Genomic DNA, 14050 nt, shown 5'->3' with positions numbered 1-14050 from the left:
GCCCTCGGCCGAGCGCCACCGCCGCGCCAAGATCGCCCTGGAGATCGTCGGCATGGGCAACCGTATGGGGCACAAGCCCACCGAGCTCTCCGGCGGCCAGCAGCAGCGCGTGGCCATCGCCCGCGCCCTGGTCGGCAGCCCCGCCGTGCTGCTCGCCGACGAGCCCACCGGTGCCCTCGACAGCAAGACGTCGGTGGAGATCATGCAGATCTTCCAGCGCCTCAACCGCGAGCAGGGCATCACGATCATCCTGGTGACCCACGAGCTGGATGTGGCCGCCTACGCCCAGCGCGTCCTGACGATGCGCGACGGCCTGCTGGTCGAGGATCGGCGTATGTAAGGGCGCTGCAGCGCGGCGCTGCTGCGCCCCAAGAGATCGGCGTATGTAAGGGCGCAGCAGCGCCGCGCTGCTGCGCCCCAACAGGAAATAATCAATGGCAACGGCAACACGTATAGCACCGGCCGAGCCGAGCCTGCCCATCCTGGAGCCGCTGGGCGAGAGCGGCTCATCGACGGTGGGGGTGGGCGAGGTGGTGCGGCTGGCCTTCGACAGCCTGCTGGCCAACAAGATGCGGGCCTTCCTGACCATGCTCGGCGTGATCATCGGCGTTGGCTCGGTGGTGGCCCTGCTCTCGATCGGCGGCGGGGCCAGCGCCGCGATCACCTCCAGCGTCGCCTCGACCGGCACCAACGTCCTGACGATCATGCCCGGCTCGCCGCAGAACCGTGGCCCCGGCAGCGCCGGCCAGGCCCAGACCCTGACCCTGGCCGACTCGGATGCGGTCGCGCGGCTGGGCCTGCCGATCGTCGGGCCGGCGCCGCAGTTCGGCGGCGGCGCCCAGGTGATCGCCCCCGCCGCCGACGCCAACGCCACCGTCACCGGCATCACCCCGGCCTACTTCGAGATCAACTCGCTCACCCTCCAGAGCGGCAGCTACCTCGACGAGAGCCATGTGCGCGGCTCGTCCACGGTGGTCGTGCTTGGCGCGAATCTTGCAAACGACCTCTTCGGCAGCGGCGCGGCGGTTGGCCAGGTCGTGCGGATCAAGGGTCAGTCCTTCCGTGTGATCGGCGTGCTGAACACCAAGGGCAGCAGCGGCTTCGGCGGCTCGGTGGATGACCGGGCGCTGGTGCCGATCTCGGTGGCCCAGCAGCGGCTCTTCGGCGCGCGCACCCCCGACGGCAACGGCTGGCTGGTCTCGTCGATCAGCATCTCGGTGCCCGACGCCGATAATATCGACAGCGTGATCGCCCAGATCCAGTCCCTGCTGCGCGACCGCCACCGGCTCAGCGCCGACGGCATACAGGATGACTTCGATGTCTTCGACCAGGCCTCGCTGCTCAGCACGCTCACCACCGTCACCAGCCTGCTCACGCTCTTCCTGGGCGCGGTGGCCGCGATCTCGCTGCTGGTGGGAGGGATCGGGATCATGAACATCATGCTGGTGAGCGTGAGCGAGCGGACGCGCGAGATCGGCCTGCGCAAGGCGGTCGGCGCCCGCGGGCGCGACATTTTGCTCCAGTTCGTCGTCGAAGCACTGGTGCTCAGCACCGCCGGCGGCCTGATCGGCCTGGCGCTAGGCAGCTCCATCCCGATCATCATCAGCCTGATCGGCCTGCTCGACGCGCCGGTGACCTGGTCCACCGTGGTGATCGCGGTGGGCTTCGCGATGGCGGTGGGGCTCTTCTTCGGGATCTACCCGGCCCGCCGCGCGGCCCAGCTTAACCCGATCGAGGCGCTGCGCCACGAGTAACAGTGGGCTCACAGAGGAGGCCTACTATTGAGCACACATCCGACAGCTCTAACGAACGCCCCACATACACGCAACACCCTCCCGCCGCTGATCCGCCAGCACGTCTCGCCGCCCCAGGGCGCGACGCCGGTTGTGCGCCGGCCGCGGCTGCTGCGGCCGCTCGACCAGGCCGCCGGGCGCCACCGGGTCACGCTGCTGATCGCGCCGGCCGGAGCCGGCAAGACCACGCTGCTGCGCAGCTGGGCCGAGGGCCGGATCGCCGAGGGGGCGACGGTGGCCTGGGTCTCGCTCGCGCCGCTGCTCGACGCCCCGCTCACGTTCGTCGGCATGATCCTGGCGGCGCTCAGGCATGCGGGGGCGCTGCCCGCCGATGTGCCGGAATGGGCGCAGTACAGGCGCCCGGCCCCGCCGCCCGCAAGCCTCCTGCGCGCCAGCGACCCCTCGCTGCTGCCGCCGCTGGCCTGGGCGCTCAACTGCGTGGCCGAGCGCGCCGCCCCGCTCACCCTGATCATCGACGGCTACCAGCTGATCGCCGACCCGGCCACGCACGAGGTCATGGGGCTGCTGATCGCGCACGCCCCGCCCCAGCTGCGCCTGGTGATCGCCGGGCGGGCCGAGCCCGCGCTGCCGGTGGCCCGCCTGCGCGCCAACGGCAGCCTGACCGACATCCCCGCCGAGGCGCTGCGCTGGACGCTGGCCGAGGCCGAGCAGCTGCTGGCGCCTGCGGGCCTCGGCCAGCGCCAGGTCGCGGCGCTGGTCGACTACACCGAGGGCTGGGCCGCCGGGCTCTACCTCGCCGGGCTGGCCCTGCGCCCCGCCGCCGGGCGCGCGCCGGAGCTGGATGAGTTCCTCGCCGGGCACCCCTTCGTCCTCGACTATCTCCGCGATGAGGCGCTCGACCACCAGCCGCCGCAGCTCCAGGCCTTTCTGCTGAAGAGCGCGCTGCTGCCCGAGCTGTGCCCGGGGCGCTGCGAGGAGCTGCTGGCCGACGGCGACCCGTCCCGCCCGGACGAGCCGCGCAGCTACGGCGGCCACCCGAGCGGGCAGGCCGCCCTCGCGGCGCTCGCCCACCGCAGCCTCTTCGTGACGCCGATCAGCCGCAGGCCGGGCTGCTATCGCTACCACCCGATCTTCGCCCACATGCTGCGCGAGGAGCTGGCGCGGCGCTTCCCCCACTGGGTTGAGCCGCTGCGACGCTGCATCGGCGAGCCGCAGCCCCGGAGCATCGCCCCGCCGGCGCGCCGCGCCCCGGCGACCGCGCTGATCGAGCCGCTCAGCGGCCGCGAGCGCGAGATCCTCGACCTGATGGAGATCGGCTGCTCGAACCGCGATATCGCGGCCCGCCTCTCGATCGTGGAGGGGACGGTGAAGACCCACGTCAAGCATATCTTCGGCAAGCTCGGCGCGCGCAATCGCACCGAGGCAGTGGCGATCGCGCGCTCGCTGCAGATCATCGCGTAGCTCGCTCGCTGCGCGCAGCGCCGGGGCTGGTGTAACATCCTGGGGCTTGGCCCCATGCGCATCAACGTTAGGGCTGCCGCCCTAAAAACCGTTGTTGTTTTGGCCAAAACAACAAGGAATTCCGGGGGGCCGGGGGTTACGTTGATGCACGTGGGGCGAAGCCCCAGACCAGATTTTATAGTGGGTTGGGGTGGCTTCGCTGCCCCAACCCGCCCGCCGGGAGGCGTCCCGGAGTCCTCTTGCAGCATGAGCGCACCTGTGGGAACATGCACAGGGCAACGTATGAGTAGTGAGGAAGAGAATGAGTATCCGATACGCACACACACGGCTTGTGCCGCTCCTCGCAGTGCTGGCCCTGCTGGCCGGCCTGCTCGCGGCGGCCCCCGCGCGCGCCGCCAGCGGCACCGTCAGCCCCCAGCAGGGCGGCGTCGGCACGCGCTTTACCTTTCGGGCCGACGGCTTCACCCCCGGCGAGCGGGTCGACTCCTGGGTCACCGGCCCCGACGGCAGCGCCGCCCCGCGCTACCCCTCGGTCTACGCCGACACGCTCGGCGGGATCGTCTGGTCGTGGGATGTCGCCCCCGGCACCCCCAGCGGCCCCTGGAACATGACCGCCCGCGGGATCAAGAGCGATGTCCGCGTGGTGATCGGCTTCGAGGTGGTCGACTCGGCGCCGCTCGACCTGGGCGATGTCGCGCCCGCCAGCGGCGCGCCCGGCACCGCATTCAGCTTCAGCGCGCGCGGCTTCCTCCCCGGCGAGCGGGTGAGCGCCTGGCTGACCCAGCCCGACGGCATGAGCCGCGACTTCGACCCCGGCAAGGAGTTCCGCATCTATGCCGACGAGGGCGGCGCGGTGAGCTGGATCTGGGACTCGCCGGCGGGCCTCGCGCCCGGCACCTGGGTGGCCAGCGCCCGCGGCTTCGATAGCAGCCGCCAGGTCGACATCCGCTTCGCGATCACCGGCACCGCGCCCGCCGGCCCCGCCCGCGCGATCACGCCGACGGCGGGCGCCCCCGGCACCACCTTCACCGTGGTCGTCGGCGGCTTCAACCGCACCGAGGTGGCCGGCAGCTGGCTCACCCGGCCGGACGGCAGCTCGATCAGCGCCACGCCCTACCTCGTCTCCGATGGCGAGGGCGTCATCAGCTGGAGCTGGACGGCACCCGCCGACGCGCCCAGCGGCGCGTGGCAGGCGGTGACGAAGGGCAAGGACAGCGGCATCCAGGTGACGCTGCCCTTCACCATCACCGGCGCCAACCCGGCCCCCGCCGACCCGACCGCGCCGACGATCAGCCTGAGCCCCGCCAGCGTCCAGCCCGGCGGCGCCCTGACGATCTCGGTCACCGGCTTCGAGGCGGGCGAGGACCTGTACTACTGGCCCACCAAACCCGACGGCCTGCCCGTCGAGAACCGCATCTCGGCCACCGCCGACGGCCAGGGCGCGGCCACCTGGACCTACAATGTGCCCAATAACGCCGTCGCCGGCGCCTGGACTCTGAGCGTCCTCGGCGATAGCTCGGGCCGCAGCGCCCAGGCGCCCTTCACCGTGGTGATGGCCGACCCGGCGGCGGGGACGAGCGTCTCCCCGGCCAGCGGCGGCCCCGGCACGACCTTCACCTTCACCGCCAGCGGCTTCCGCGATAAGCCCGAGAAGATCTACTTCTGGTTCACCGACCCGAGCGGCAAGGGCGTGAACGGCCCCGACTGGAAGCGCAGCAGCGACGATGGCACGGTGACCTGGGAGTGGACAGCCCCCGGCGATGCGGTCGCCGGCCAGTGGCAGGCGGTCGCCCACGGCGAGAAGTCCGACATCTTTCGGGTGATCCCCTTCACCATCGTGCGCGATACGCCCCCCGTCACCGCCGGCGCCTCGGTCTCGCCCGAGAGCGGCGGCCCCGGCACGACCTTCACCTTCACCGCCAGCGGCTTTAAGGATCGGGAGCAGGTCGGCTACTGGCTCAACTTGCCCGATGGCACCGTCATCCGCTTCGATCACGAGCTGGTCGGCGACCCGAACGGCGAGGTGACCTGGACGTGGACGGCGCCCGCCGACGCGCAGCGCGGGCTCTATGTGATGGCGGTGAGGACCTCACAGAGCGAGAAGAATAAGCACATCGACCACGTCGTCTCCTACGAGATCCGCTTCAGCGTGCAGTAGCGCCACAGCAGGCACATGCCGCGCTGGTGCTGCTGCGGAGAGGCCTAGCCTCTCCGCAGCAGCACCAGCTTTTTTGTCTGCGCGTCGTGTGATGCAGCGCTCCTATAGCGGCGGGAAGAACGGTTGAGCCAGTTTTGGTTCACCTGATCGCGTTCTGATGCGATCCGGTTCTTCGCTCTGCGCTCAACCGCTCTGCGCTCGGCTATTGCTCAGGATTCGCTGATACTCTTGTGAGGTTGGGCCTCTAGAACCCGCCGCCGATCTACCCTATCATGAGCACGCAACGCGAGTGGAGAGGAGGGGGATATGCACAGCAAGCTGATCCGACTGCGCGGGGCATACGTCCTAGAGACCGGCGAGATCGCGAGCAGGCGTGGCAAGCCCCTCGGCCTACACGTCAGCCCCGGCGGCTACATGATCCTCGATGAGGCCGACCGCGTGATCGGCACGCTCACCCTCGCCGGCCGCGTCTACGACCGCGACGGTGCCCTGGTGACCCAGCTTGAGCGCCACGATCTGCGGGCGCAGCCGACAGAGCGCGACCTCGCCTACGAGCTTGGCGGCACGCTGGGCCTCTACTGACGGGGCGACCCTACGATGCGCCGCGCCCCTTGCCCACCGTCGCCAGCCGATCCGCCGCAGCCCGCAGGGTCTCCAGCTTCTTCGCAAAGCAGAACCGCGCAAGTAGGGGTACCCCTTGTGGGTGCCTTAGGGGCACCCCTTGTGGGTGCCTTAGGGCCCCCCCTTGTGGGTGCCTTAGGGGCACCCCTTGTGGGTGCCCCCCTTGTGGGTGCCTGTAGAACGCCGAGGGCGGGATGGCGGCCACGCCCACATCGCGGGTTAGCCAGCGGCAGAAGTCGGCGTCGCTGCTGAACCCGGCCTGGCTGATGTCGGCCATCACAAAGTAGCTGCCCTCCACCGGCAGGGTCGGGAGCCCGGCCCCGCGCAGCACATCGACCAGCAGGGCGCGGCGCTCGTCGTACTCGGCGCGCAGCTCGGCGTAGTAGCCGCGCGCGGCGGCCTGCTCCAGGGCCACGGCGGCCGCCGACTGGAGCGGGGTGCTCGTCGAGAAGGTGATCCACTGGTGGGCCGCGCGCAGGGCCGCCGTCAGGTCGGCCGGGCCGACGGCGTAGCCGATCTTCCACCCCGTCAGGCTGAAGGTCTTGCCGGTGCTGTTCACCGTCAGGGTGCGCTCCCACATCCCCGGCAGGGTGGCGATCGGCGTGTGCGCGGCCCCCCCGAAGACCAGATGCTCATACACCTCGTCGGCGATGACGACCACGTCGTGGGCGATGCACAGCGCGGCGATCTGGGCCAGCTCCTCGGGCGAGAAGACCTTGCCGGTCGGGTTGTGCGGCGTGTTCAGCAGCAGCAGCCGGGTGCGCGGGCTGAAGGCGGCCGCCAGCTCGGCTAGGTCGAAGTGCCATGTTAAGGATGAAGGATGAGGGATGAAGGATGAAGATCCGGCGCTGTTGTCGCTGCGCGGGGCTTCATCCTCCATCCTTCTCCCTTCATCCTTCAGAGGCGGATGCAGGCGCACGTAGCGAGGCACGCCGCCGGCCATCACCACATCGGGCACGTAGGCGTCGTAGAAGGGCTCGAAGACGATCACCTCGTCGCCGGGGTTGATCAGGGCCTGGACAGCGCCGAAGATCGCCTCGGTGGCCCCGCTCGTCACCGTCACCTCGCTGGCCGGGTCCACCTCGCGCCAGCCGCTCGCCCGCCAGGCGGCGGCGATCGCCTCGCGCAGGCGGGGCAGGCCCAGGTAGGGCGGGTACTGGTTCTGGTCGGCGGCGATCGCCTCGGCGGCGGCGGACTTCACCCACTCCGGGCCGGCGAAGTCGGGGAAGCCCTGCCCAAGGTTCACCGCCCCGTGCTGCACGGCCAGGGCGCTGATCTCGGCGAAGATCGAGGTGCCGAAGCTGCGGACGCGCTCGGCGGTGCGGTTCGTGCTCATGGTCGCTCCTAAGGGCTGGTGAAAACGGTAGGGAGTATGGTACCACAGGATACTCTGCAACATTCGCGGCAAGGCCGGCGTCTCATCGCCAGAACACGAGAGACGCCCGAATGAGGCGCTAGCATAGAAGGAGCAGACCGTGAACCTCAACCTTAACGATACGCAGACCCGCGTCGCGGGCATCGCCCTCATCGCCCTCGGCGTCGTCGCGATCTTCCACCTGTGGTGGGCAATCCCGTCCGTGCTGCTGGCCGCCGGCGGCGTGGCGATCTACCGCCGCCAGCGCGCCCTCGGCCGCACCGGCGAGGCCGTCCAGGGAGCCCTCTGGGGCGTCGGCCTGGCCCTGCTGCTGCTGATCGACTTCGTCGTCCCCGGCGTCCTGCTGCTCGGCGGCGCCAGCCTGCTGCTGCGCGGCCGCGAGCTTGAGGCCGACCAGCGCGTCCAGCGCGTGCTGACCAACGTCGCCAGCCGCCGCCGCGCCGCCCCGGCCCAGCCGGCCCAGCAGCCGGTCGCCCAGCAGCCCAAGGTGACGATCGTCGGCGAGCAGCCCACCACCGGCGAGACCGTCCGCCTGCGGTAGCGTGGGGTCGCAGAGCGGGGGCGCTGGCCAAGCCAGCGCCCCCGCTCTGCGCGTGTGTGTCGTCCTCCCGCAAAGCGCCGCACCCCGGCCGCAACAATTCATTGACAGAGCCCCACGGCCCTGCTATACTCTCGCACTATTACCTGACGCAGCAATGCACTCATCCGGAGCGGTGAGGTTTTTTTATGCCTGTAGAGCCAGACTCCCCCGAGCACGGCCCGAGCACGGCCGCCGTCCACGCCGGAGAGCCGCGCCGGCGCGCTCACGATGCGATCACCCCGGCGATTGTCCACTCGGCCACCTACCCCTTTGAGGATACCGCCGCCCTGATCGACTTTCAGGAGGGGCGGGTCGAGCGCGAGGAGTACGGGCGCTACGGCAACCCCACGATACGCGCCGCCGAGGCCAAGCTGGCCGCCCTCGAGTCGCCCCAGGGCGAGGCCGCGGCCCTGCTCTGCCCCTCGGGCATGAGCGCGATCACCACCACCATCCTGGCGATGGTGCCCTCCGGCGGCCACATCATCCTCACCGACGACTGCTACCGCCGCACCCGCCAGTTTGTGCAGACGCTGCTGGCCCGCCTCGGCGTGGAGCATACGGTGGTGCCCGCCGGCGACTACGCGGCCCTCGCCGGGGCGGTGCGCCCCGGGCAGACCCGCCTGATCATCAGCGAGTCGCCCACGAACCCCTACCTGCGCGTCGCCGACCTGCCCCAGGTCGTGGCCATCGCCCGCCAGCACCGGGTGAAGACGCTGATCGACGCGACCTTCGCCACGCCCTATAACCTGCGCCCGCTGGACCACGGGATCGACCTGGTGGTCCACAGCTGCACCAAGTATATGGGCGGCCACAACGACCTGCTGGCCGGCGTGGTGATCGGCAAGCCCGGCATCGTCGGCGCGCTGCGCCAGGCCCAGGGAATCCTCGGCGGCATCTGCGACCCGCACAGCGCCTACCTGCTCATCCGCGGGGTCAAGACCTTCGCCCTGCGCATGGAGCGCCACAACAGCAGCGGCATGGCGGTGGCCCGCTTCCTGGAGTCCCACCCGCGCGTGGCCCGCGTCCACTACCCCGGCCTGCCCAGCCACCCCGACCACGCCGTGGCCGTCGCCCAGATGCGCGGGTTTGGCGGGGTGGTCTCCTTCGAGATCGAGGGCGGCCTGGATGACACCGCGCGCTTCATCGACCGCCTGCGCATCCCCTACATCGCCCCGAGCCTGGGCGGCGTCGAGAGCCTGGTCGAGCAGCCGGCCCTGATGAGCTTCTACGAGCTGACGAGCGAGCAGCGCATGGCCGTCGGCATGCGCGACAACCTGGTGCGCCTCTCGTGCGGCATTGAGGATATCGACGACCTGATCGCCGACCTGAAGCAGGCGCTGTAAGGGCGCAGCAGCGCACACGCCGTCTATATTAGTTAGACACCTTTCGCTGCTGCGCCCCTACGATGATGGACATGATGCACTCAAACCTCCAGCGCCGCCTCGCCGCGGGCCAGATTGTGGTGACCGGAGAGGTGGCCCCGCCCAAGGGCGCGTCCCCCGACCGGCTGCTCCAGCTGGCCGAGGGCATGCGCGCCAGCGTGGACGCGATCAACCTCACCGACAACCAGCGCGGCGTCGCGCGGATGTCGGCCCTGGGCGCCGCCGCCCTGCTCCACCAGATCGGCGTCGAGCCGATCATGCAGATGACCTGCCAGCACCGCAACCGGATCGCCCTCCAGTCCGACGCCCTGAGCGCCGCGGCGCTTGGCGTACGCAATGTGCTGTGCATGACCGGCGACCACCCGCGCATCGGCGACCACCCCGAGGCGAAGAATGTGCTCGACCTCAACTCGTTCCGCCTGATCGGCATGCTGCGCAAGCTGCGCGATGATGCGGCCTTCGAGTCGGGCACGCCGCTGAAGGACGCCCCGCAGTTCTTCATCGGCGGCGTGGCCAACCCGAATGTGGAGCGGGCCGCGCGCCTGGAGAAGAAGATCGAGACCGGCGCCGAGTTCATCCAGACCCAGCTGATCTTCGATGTGGCCCGCTTCCGCCAGTGGATGTCCGATGTGCGCGCGGCCGGGCTGCACCGGCAGGCCCACATCATCGCGGGGGTGATGGTGCTGCGCCGCCCGAACTCGGCCGTCTACCTGCGCGACCACCTGCCCGGCACGCTGATGCCCGACGGCATCGTGGACCGCATGCTGGCCGCCGCCGACTCCGAGCGCGAGGGGATCGCGATCGCCGCCGAGCTGGTGAGCGAGCTGCTGGGCGTCGAGGGGGTCGCCGGGATCCATATCATGTCGGTCGACTGGACGCGGTCCATCCCGCAGATCGTCGAGCGGGCCGGCCTGCTGCCCCGCCCGCCCCTGCCGGAAGGGTAGCGCGAGCGTTTGGATCACGAAAGACGCGAAGGCGGGCGAAGGACGCGAACGCGAAGGTCGGCAGGGCGTGAGCGCCTTGCGTGGGTGGGGTATACTGTGTATTGGTACACCCTGTGAGAAAGCGAACACACTATGCCAGTAACACTTAAGTCGGCGCGGCAGATCGCGCTCCTGCGCGACGCGGGCCAGCTCGTGCGCGCCACCTTCGACCTGCTGCGCGAGCACGTGCGCCCCGGCGTCACCACCGCCGAGCTCGACGCGATCGCCGAGGAGTTTATCCGCGGCAAGGGCGCGGACCCGGTGTATAAGGGCTACGTCCCCGGCGGCCGGCGCGGCGTCATCCCGCCCTTCCCGGCGACGATCTGCGCCTCGGTGAACGATGTGATCTGCCACGGCATCCCGAGCAAGAAGGAGCGCCTGCGCCAGGGCGATGTGATCGGCGTCGATATCGGCCTGCGGCTCAACGGCTGGATCGGAGACGCCTGCGAGACCTACCCGGTGGGCGATGTCGATGACGAGACGCACCGCCTGATCGAGGTGACGAAGCAGTGCCTGGCCCTCGGCATCGAGCAGGCCCGCGTCGGCAACACCCTGCGGAAGATCGGCGCGGTGATCCAGACGCACGCCGAGTCCAACGGCTTCTCGGTGGTGCGTGAGTACACCGGCCACGGCCTCGGCAAGAACCTCCACGAGGACCCGACGGTGCTGCACTACGATGAGCCGCGCAACATCCGCAAGATCATGGCCGGCATGGTCTTCACGATCGAGCCCATGGTGAACGCCGGCGGCGCGGCGACGAAGGTTGACTCCGACGCCTGGACGGTGCGGACGAGCGACGGGCGGCGCTCGGTGCAGTTCGAGCACACCCTGGCGATCACCGATGATGGCCCGATCATCCTGACGGCCTAGTGCGCTTTCAGCGCAGGGGTTAGGAGTTGGGAGTCGGGGGTTGGGCGTTACGATGAGACAGCGCGCAGCATCTTGTCCAAATAAGGTTGCTTGAATCTGCACTAGACAATTGCAGATTATAGATTGCAGATTGCAGATTGCAGGATGAAGGGGTGTTCCTGTGGCCGAGCAGCTCTCGCCGGAGTCCGATATGGTTGATGCGCTGCTCGCGGGCGACCGCGACCGGGCGCGGCAGATCGCGGCCGAGCTGCACCAGCGCGGCTTTGACTATGCCGCGATCGGGGAGGCGCTCAAGGCGCACCCGCACCTGGAGGACCCGCTCTGGGAGCTGCTGAACGAGGTGACGCCGCTGGCGCGGCGCGCCGCCAAGCGCCGGGCGATCCGCGCCGCCGAGGACCGTGACTGGGGCGACTGGGAGGAAGGCAAGAAGCAGCAGCCCTAAACGCAAACCGCCCGGCGAGCAGTGCTCGCCGGGCGATACGTTTGGGTCGGCGGGCTAGCGCATGCGGTAGATCACGAACGCGCTGGGGCCGCTGGAGTCGCGCAGCATGATCTCGACCGAGTCGTGGCCGACGACGCCGCGGCTCAGCGGGTCGAAGTTCGCGTGGCCCTCGACGTAGTAGTAGAAGACGGAGCCGCCCATGCTCAGGCCGCGCAGGTTGCTGGAGCGCGCGCTCACCCCGGGCACCACATCGACCATCGGGTCGTTGATCGCGCCGCTGAGGCTCCCGCGCACCATCTCGACCACCGGGGTCAGATCCTGATGCGAGGCAAAGGGGGTGCTGGTGGGCAGCAGCCAGAAGAGCGCCCAGACAAGCACGCCGAAGATCATCACCAGCTCGACGCCCATCATGATGAGGAGCGCGCGCGAGCTGATATGGCGAACATGCCGAGCGTCAGCGCGCAGAACGCCCTCGGCACCCTGGTGGGTGGTTGCATTGATCACGGCGTGGCCCCCTGCTACAATAGCGCCGTTCTACGTTCGTGAGGGTGGGAATGTGAGCTGGTTAGTTCACACCCTCAGTGTATCAGAACAATCTTACACATGCCATAGTTCAAAAGTCATAGATGCGTGACACGGGCGTGAGCTTCGGCTGTGTTCGCCCGTCGCCGCATCGCTGCCCCTCTATCTATGACGAATCATTCCCCCAAAAAGATGCATGCCCGGGCCGCGATTCTGACGCGGATCCTTGTGTGGCTCGCCGGCGCGGCCGAGGCCCTGCTTCTGGCCCGCCTCCTGGCCCGCCTCCTGGCCGCCCGCCCCGACAGCCCGGCGGTCGCGGCGCTCTACGCGGCGACGTGGCCGCTGGTGGCCCCGCTCGCGGCGCTCGACCAGGCCCAGCGCCAGTTTGGGGCCACGCTTGAGATCTCGACGCTTACGATAGCAATCCTCGTGCCCGCCGGGGCCTGTCTGCTCTGGCTCTGGGCCGCAACCCGCAGCGCCAGGGGCTCGTCATAGACATGGGACAGGGCGCAGGGGACAGGCCGGCTACAGAGGGGTGACACGATGTTCAACAGTGGAATCGGCCAGGTGATCTTCTGGCTGCTCGTGGCCATGGGCGCGGCCCTGACCATCGCCCTGATCGGGCTGGTGCTGATGGTGCGACAGATCCGCCGACTCCAGGTGCCGCACGACGCCGGCTTCTTCACCACCATGCGCTATGTGCCGCTCCTGCTCGTGGTGCTGCTCGATCTCCTCGACTTCGGCCTAGATTTCTTCTCCGCCCCGATCAGCTGGATCATCCTCGACCGGATGGGCCTGTACGGGCTGCGCAATAAGGCCGTGATCGAGGCGCTGATCCCATTTACGCAGCCGATCCCGACCTTCACGCTGAGCTGGGCCGCCGCGCGGCTGCTCAACCTCGGCGACCAAGAAGCGCAGGCGATCATCTATAATAGTGAGGAGCCACCCTACCGTCTGCGCTAGCGATTCGGTGCCCGATGATCGTTTAGATCATACGGCTCAGCGCAGTAGCACAAACGTCACCCTGTCACGCTGCGCGTGCCCGGCCCGTACACGGGCGGGCTCTTGTCCAACGAAGGCCGCCTGCGCGGCCTGCCTGAGGCCGCGCAGGCGGCCTTCGCAGACCGTAGCCCGCGGCTTCAGCCGCCGGGCGACGCCGCACAGGGCGAGTTTTGCGGTATTGCGGCTCAGCGCATGCTGCGGTGCGGGGGCTCAGCGCGGCATGGCAGGAGTACGAGCCGATGAGTCAGCCCGATTACGAGCAGGCCCGCACGTACGCCCTGAGCTGCCTGACCAACGACCTCGACCCGGCGCTCTGCTACCACTCGCTCACCCACACCCGCGACGATGTTGCCCCTGCGATGGAGCGGCTCGCCCCGCTGGAGGGGGTTGCCGGCGAGGCTCTGATGCTCTTGCGCACGGCGGCATACTTTCACGACCTCGGCTTCCTCCAGCGGCGCGAGGGGCACGAGGAGGCGGGGGTGATGATCGCGGCGGCGGTGCTGCCGACCTATGGCTATAGCCCGGCGCAGATCGCCCAGATCGGCGGCATGATCATGGCCACCCGGCTGCCGCAGTCGCCGAGGAGCCTGCCTGAGCAGCTCCTCGCGGACAGCGACCTCGATCTGCTTGGCCGCGACGACTTTCTGGCGCTCAACCTGCGCCTGCGCGCTGAGCTCGCACATTATCAGCCCGACCCCGGCGACGCCGCGTGGCTGCGCGGCCAGATCGGCTTCCTACGCGGGCACCGCTACTGGACAGCATCGGCCCGGCGGCTGCGCGAGGCCCGCAAGCAGCAGAATATCGCGCTGCTGGAGCAGCTGCTGGCGCAGTCCGAATCGTAAACAGAGCGCCGCGCTCACGCCACCGCTTCATCTCTGCGCGCATATCTCAGAAGGCGAG

15 protein-coding genes are annotated in these 14050 nt (G+C 69.4%); 13 read left to right on the top strand and 2 right to left on the bottom strand.

The window, feature by feature from the left end; genetic code table 11:
• The 5 genes from K2Z83_RS22105 to K2Z83_RS22085 all read left to right on the top strand — a co-directional run.
• Positions 1-340, top strand: a 340-nt coding sequence (locus tag K2Z83_RS22105; protein ID WP_220597347.1) for an ABC transporter ATP-binding protein, incomplete at its 5' end; no start/stop codon positions are given.
• Positions 341-434: 94 nt separating this feature from the next.
• Complete coding sequence (locus K2Z83_RS22100; RefSeq protein ID WP_220597346.1) at positions 435-1754, top strand: ABC transporter permease; 1320 nt, start codon at positions 435-437, stop codon at positions 1752-1754.
• 27 nt (positions 1755-1781) lie between these two features.
• Positions 1782-3215 (top strand): LuxR family transcriptional regulator, encoded by a 1434-nt coding sequence (locus tag K2Z83_RS29320; RefSeq protein WP_255604407.1) that lies wholly within the window; start codon positions 1782-1784, stop codon positions 3213-3215.
• A 301-nt stretch (positions 3216-3516) separates the two neighbouring features.
• Complete coding sequence (locus K2Z83_RS22090) at positions 3517-5373, top strand: hypothetical protein (RefSeq protein ID WP_220597345.1); 1857 nt, start codon at positions 3517-3519, stop codon at positions 5371-5373.
• Between the two features lie 306 nt (positions 5374-5679).
• Positions 5680-5955 (top strand): hypothetical protein, encoded by a 276-nt coding sequence (locus tag K2Z83_RS22085; RefSeq protein ID WP_220597344.1) that lies wholly within the window; start codon positions 5680-5682, stop codon positions 5953-5955.
• Positions 5956-5965: 10 nt separating this feature from the next.
• Here the strand turns inward: K2Z83_RS22085 and K2Z83_RS22080 are convergent, their stop codons facing one another.
• Positions 5966-7330 (bottom strand): aminotransferase class I/II-fold pyridoxal phosphate-dependent enzyme, encoded by a 1365-nt coding sequence (locus tag K2Z83_RS22080; protein ID WP_220597343.1) that lies wholly within the window; start codon positions 7328-7330, stop codon positions 5966-5968.
• 139 nt (positions 7331-7469) lie between these two features.
• On the opposite strand from K2Z83_RS22080, the gene K2Z83_RS22075 reads away from it, so the two are divergent.
• The 5 genes from K2Z83_RS22075 to K2Z83_RS22055 all read left to right on the top strand — a co-directional run bounded on the left by K2Z83_RS22075 (position 7470) and on the right by K2Z83_RS22055 (position 11626).
• Positions 7470-7910: a hypothetical protein gene (locus K2Z83_RS22075; RefSeq protein WP_220597342.1), complete on the top strand. Its 441-nt coding sequence runs from the start codon at positions 7470-7472 to the stop codon at positions 7908-7910.
• A gap of 185 nt (positions 7911-8095) precedes the next feature.
• Positions 8096-9292 (top strand): PLP-dependent aspartate aminotransferase family protein, encoded by a 1197-nt coding sequence (locus tag K2Z83_RS22070; RefSeq protein WP_220597341.1) that lies wholly within the window; start codon positions 8096-8098, stop codon positions 9290-9292.
• A gap of 74 nt (positions 9293-9366) precedes the next feature.
• Positions 9367-10275, top strand: a complete 909-nt coding sequence (locus K2Z83_RS22065; protein WP_220597365.1) for a methylenetetrahydrofolate reductase — start codon at positions 9367-9369, stop codon at positions 10273-10275.
• Between the two features lie 132 nt (positions 10276-10407).
• Positions 10408-11184, top strand: a complete 777-nt coding sequence (gene map / locus K2Z83_RS22060; protein WP_220597340.1) for a type I methionyl aminopeptidase — start codon at positions 10408-10410, stop codon at positions 11182-11184.
• Positions 11185-11344: 160 nt separating this feature from the next.
• A complete protein-coding gene (locus K2Z83_RS22055) occupies positions 11345-11626 on the top strand; it encodes a hypothetical protein (RefSeq protein ID WP_370650256.1) in 282 nt (93 codons plus the stop codon).
• A gap of 54 nt (positions 11627-11680) precedes the next feature.
• On the opposite strand, the gene K2Z83_RS22050 is transcribed toward K2Z83_RS22055, so the two are convergent.
• On the bottom strand, positions 11681-12130 hold the full coding sequence (locus K2Z83_RS22050; RefSeq protein ID WP_370650255.1) for a hypothetical protein: 450 nt from the start codon (positions 12128-12130) through the stop codon (positions 11681-11683).
• 246 nt (positions 12131-12376) lie between these two features.
• Between K2Z83_RS22050 and K2Z83_RS22045 the strand changes: the two genes are divergently transcribed.
• The 3 genes from K2Z83_RS22045 (at position 12377) to K2Z83_RS22035 (ending at position 13992) form a co-directional block, all read left to right on the top strand.
• Positions 12377-12643, top strand: coding sequence for a YggT family protein (locus K2Z83_RS22045; RefSeq protein WP_220597339.1), 267 nt, complete (start codon positions 12377-12379; stop codon positions 12641-12643).
• A 48-nt stretch (positions 12644-12691) separates the two neighbouring features.
• The gene (locus K2Z83_RS22040; RefSeq protein WP_220597338.1) at positions 12692-13111 is read left to right on the top strand and encodes a hypothetical protein; all 420 of its coding nucleotides are present in this window, start codon (positions 12692-12694) and stop codon (positions 13109-13111) included.
• A gap of 278 nt (positions 13112-13389) precedes the next feature.
• Entirely contained in the window at positions 13390-13992 is a 603-nt protein-coding gene (locus K2Z83_RS22035; protein ID WP_220597337.1) for a phosphohydrolase, read from the top strand.
• The last annotated feature ends 58 nt before the right edge of the window (positions 13993-14050 follow it).

The sequence above is a fragment of the Oscillochloris sp. ZM17-4 genome, assembly GCF_019599295.1.
Taxonomy (GTDB): domain Bacteria; phylum Chloroflexota; class Chloroflexia; order Chloroflexales; family Chloroflexaceae; genus Oscillochloris.
The sequence above is the reverse complement of the archived record's forward strand: the minus strand, read 5'-3'. Positions and strand labels throughout refer to the sequence as shown.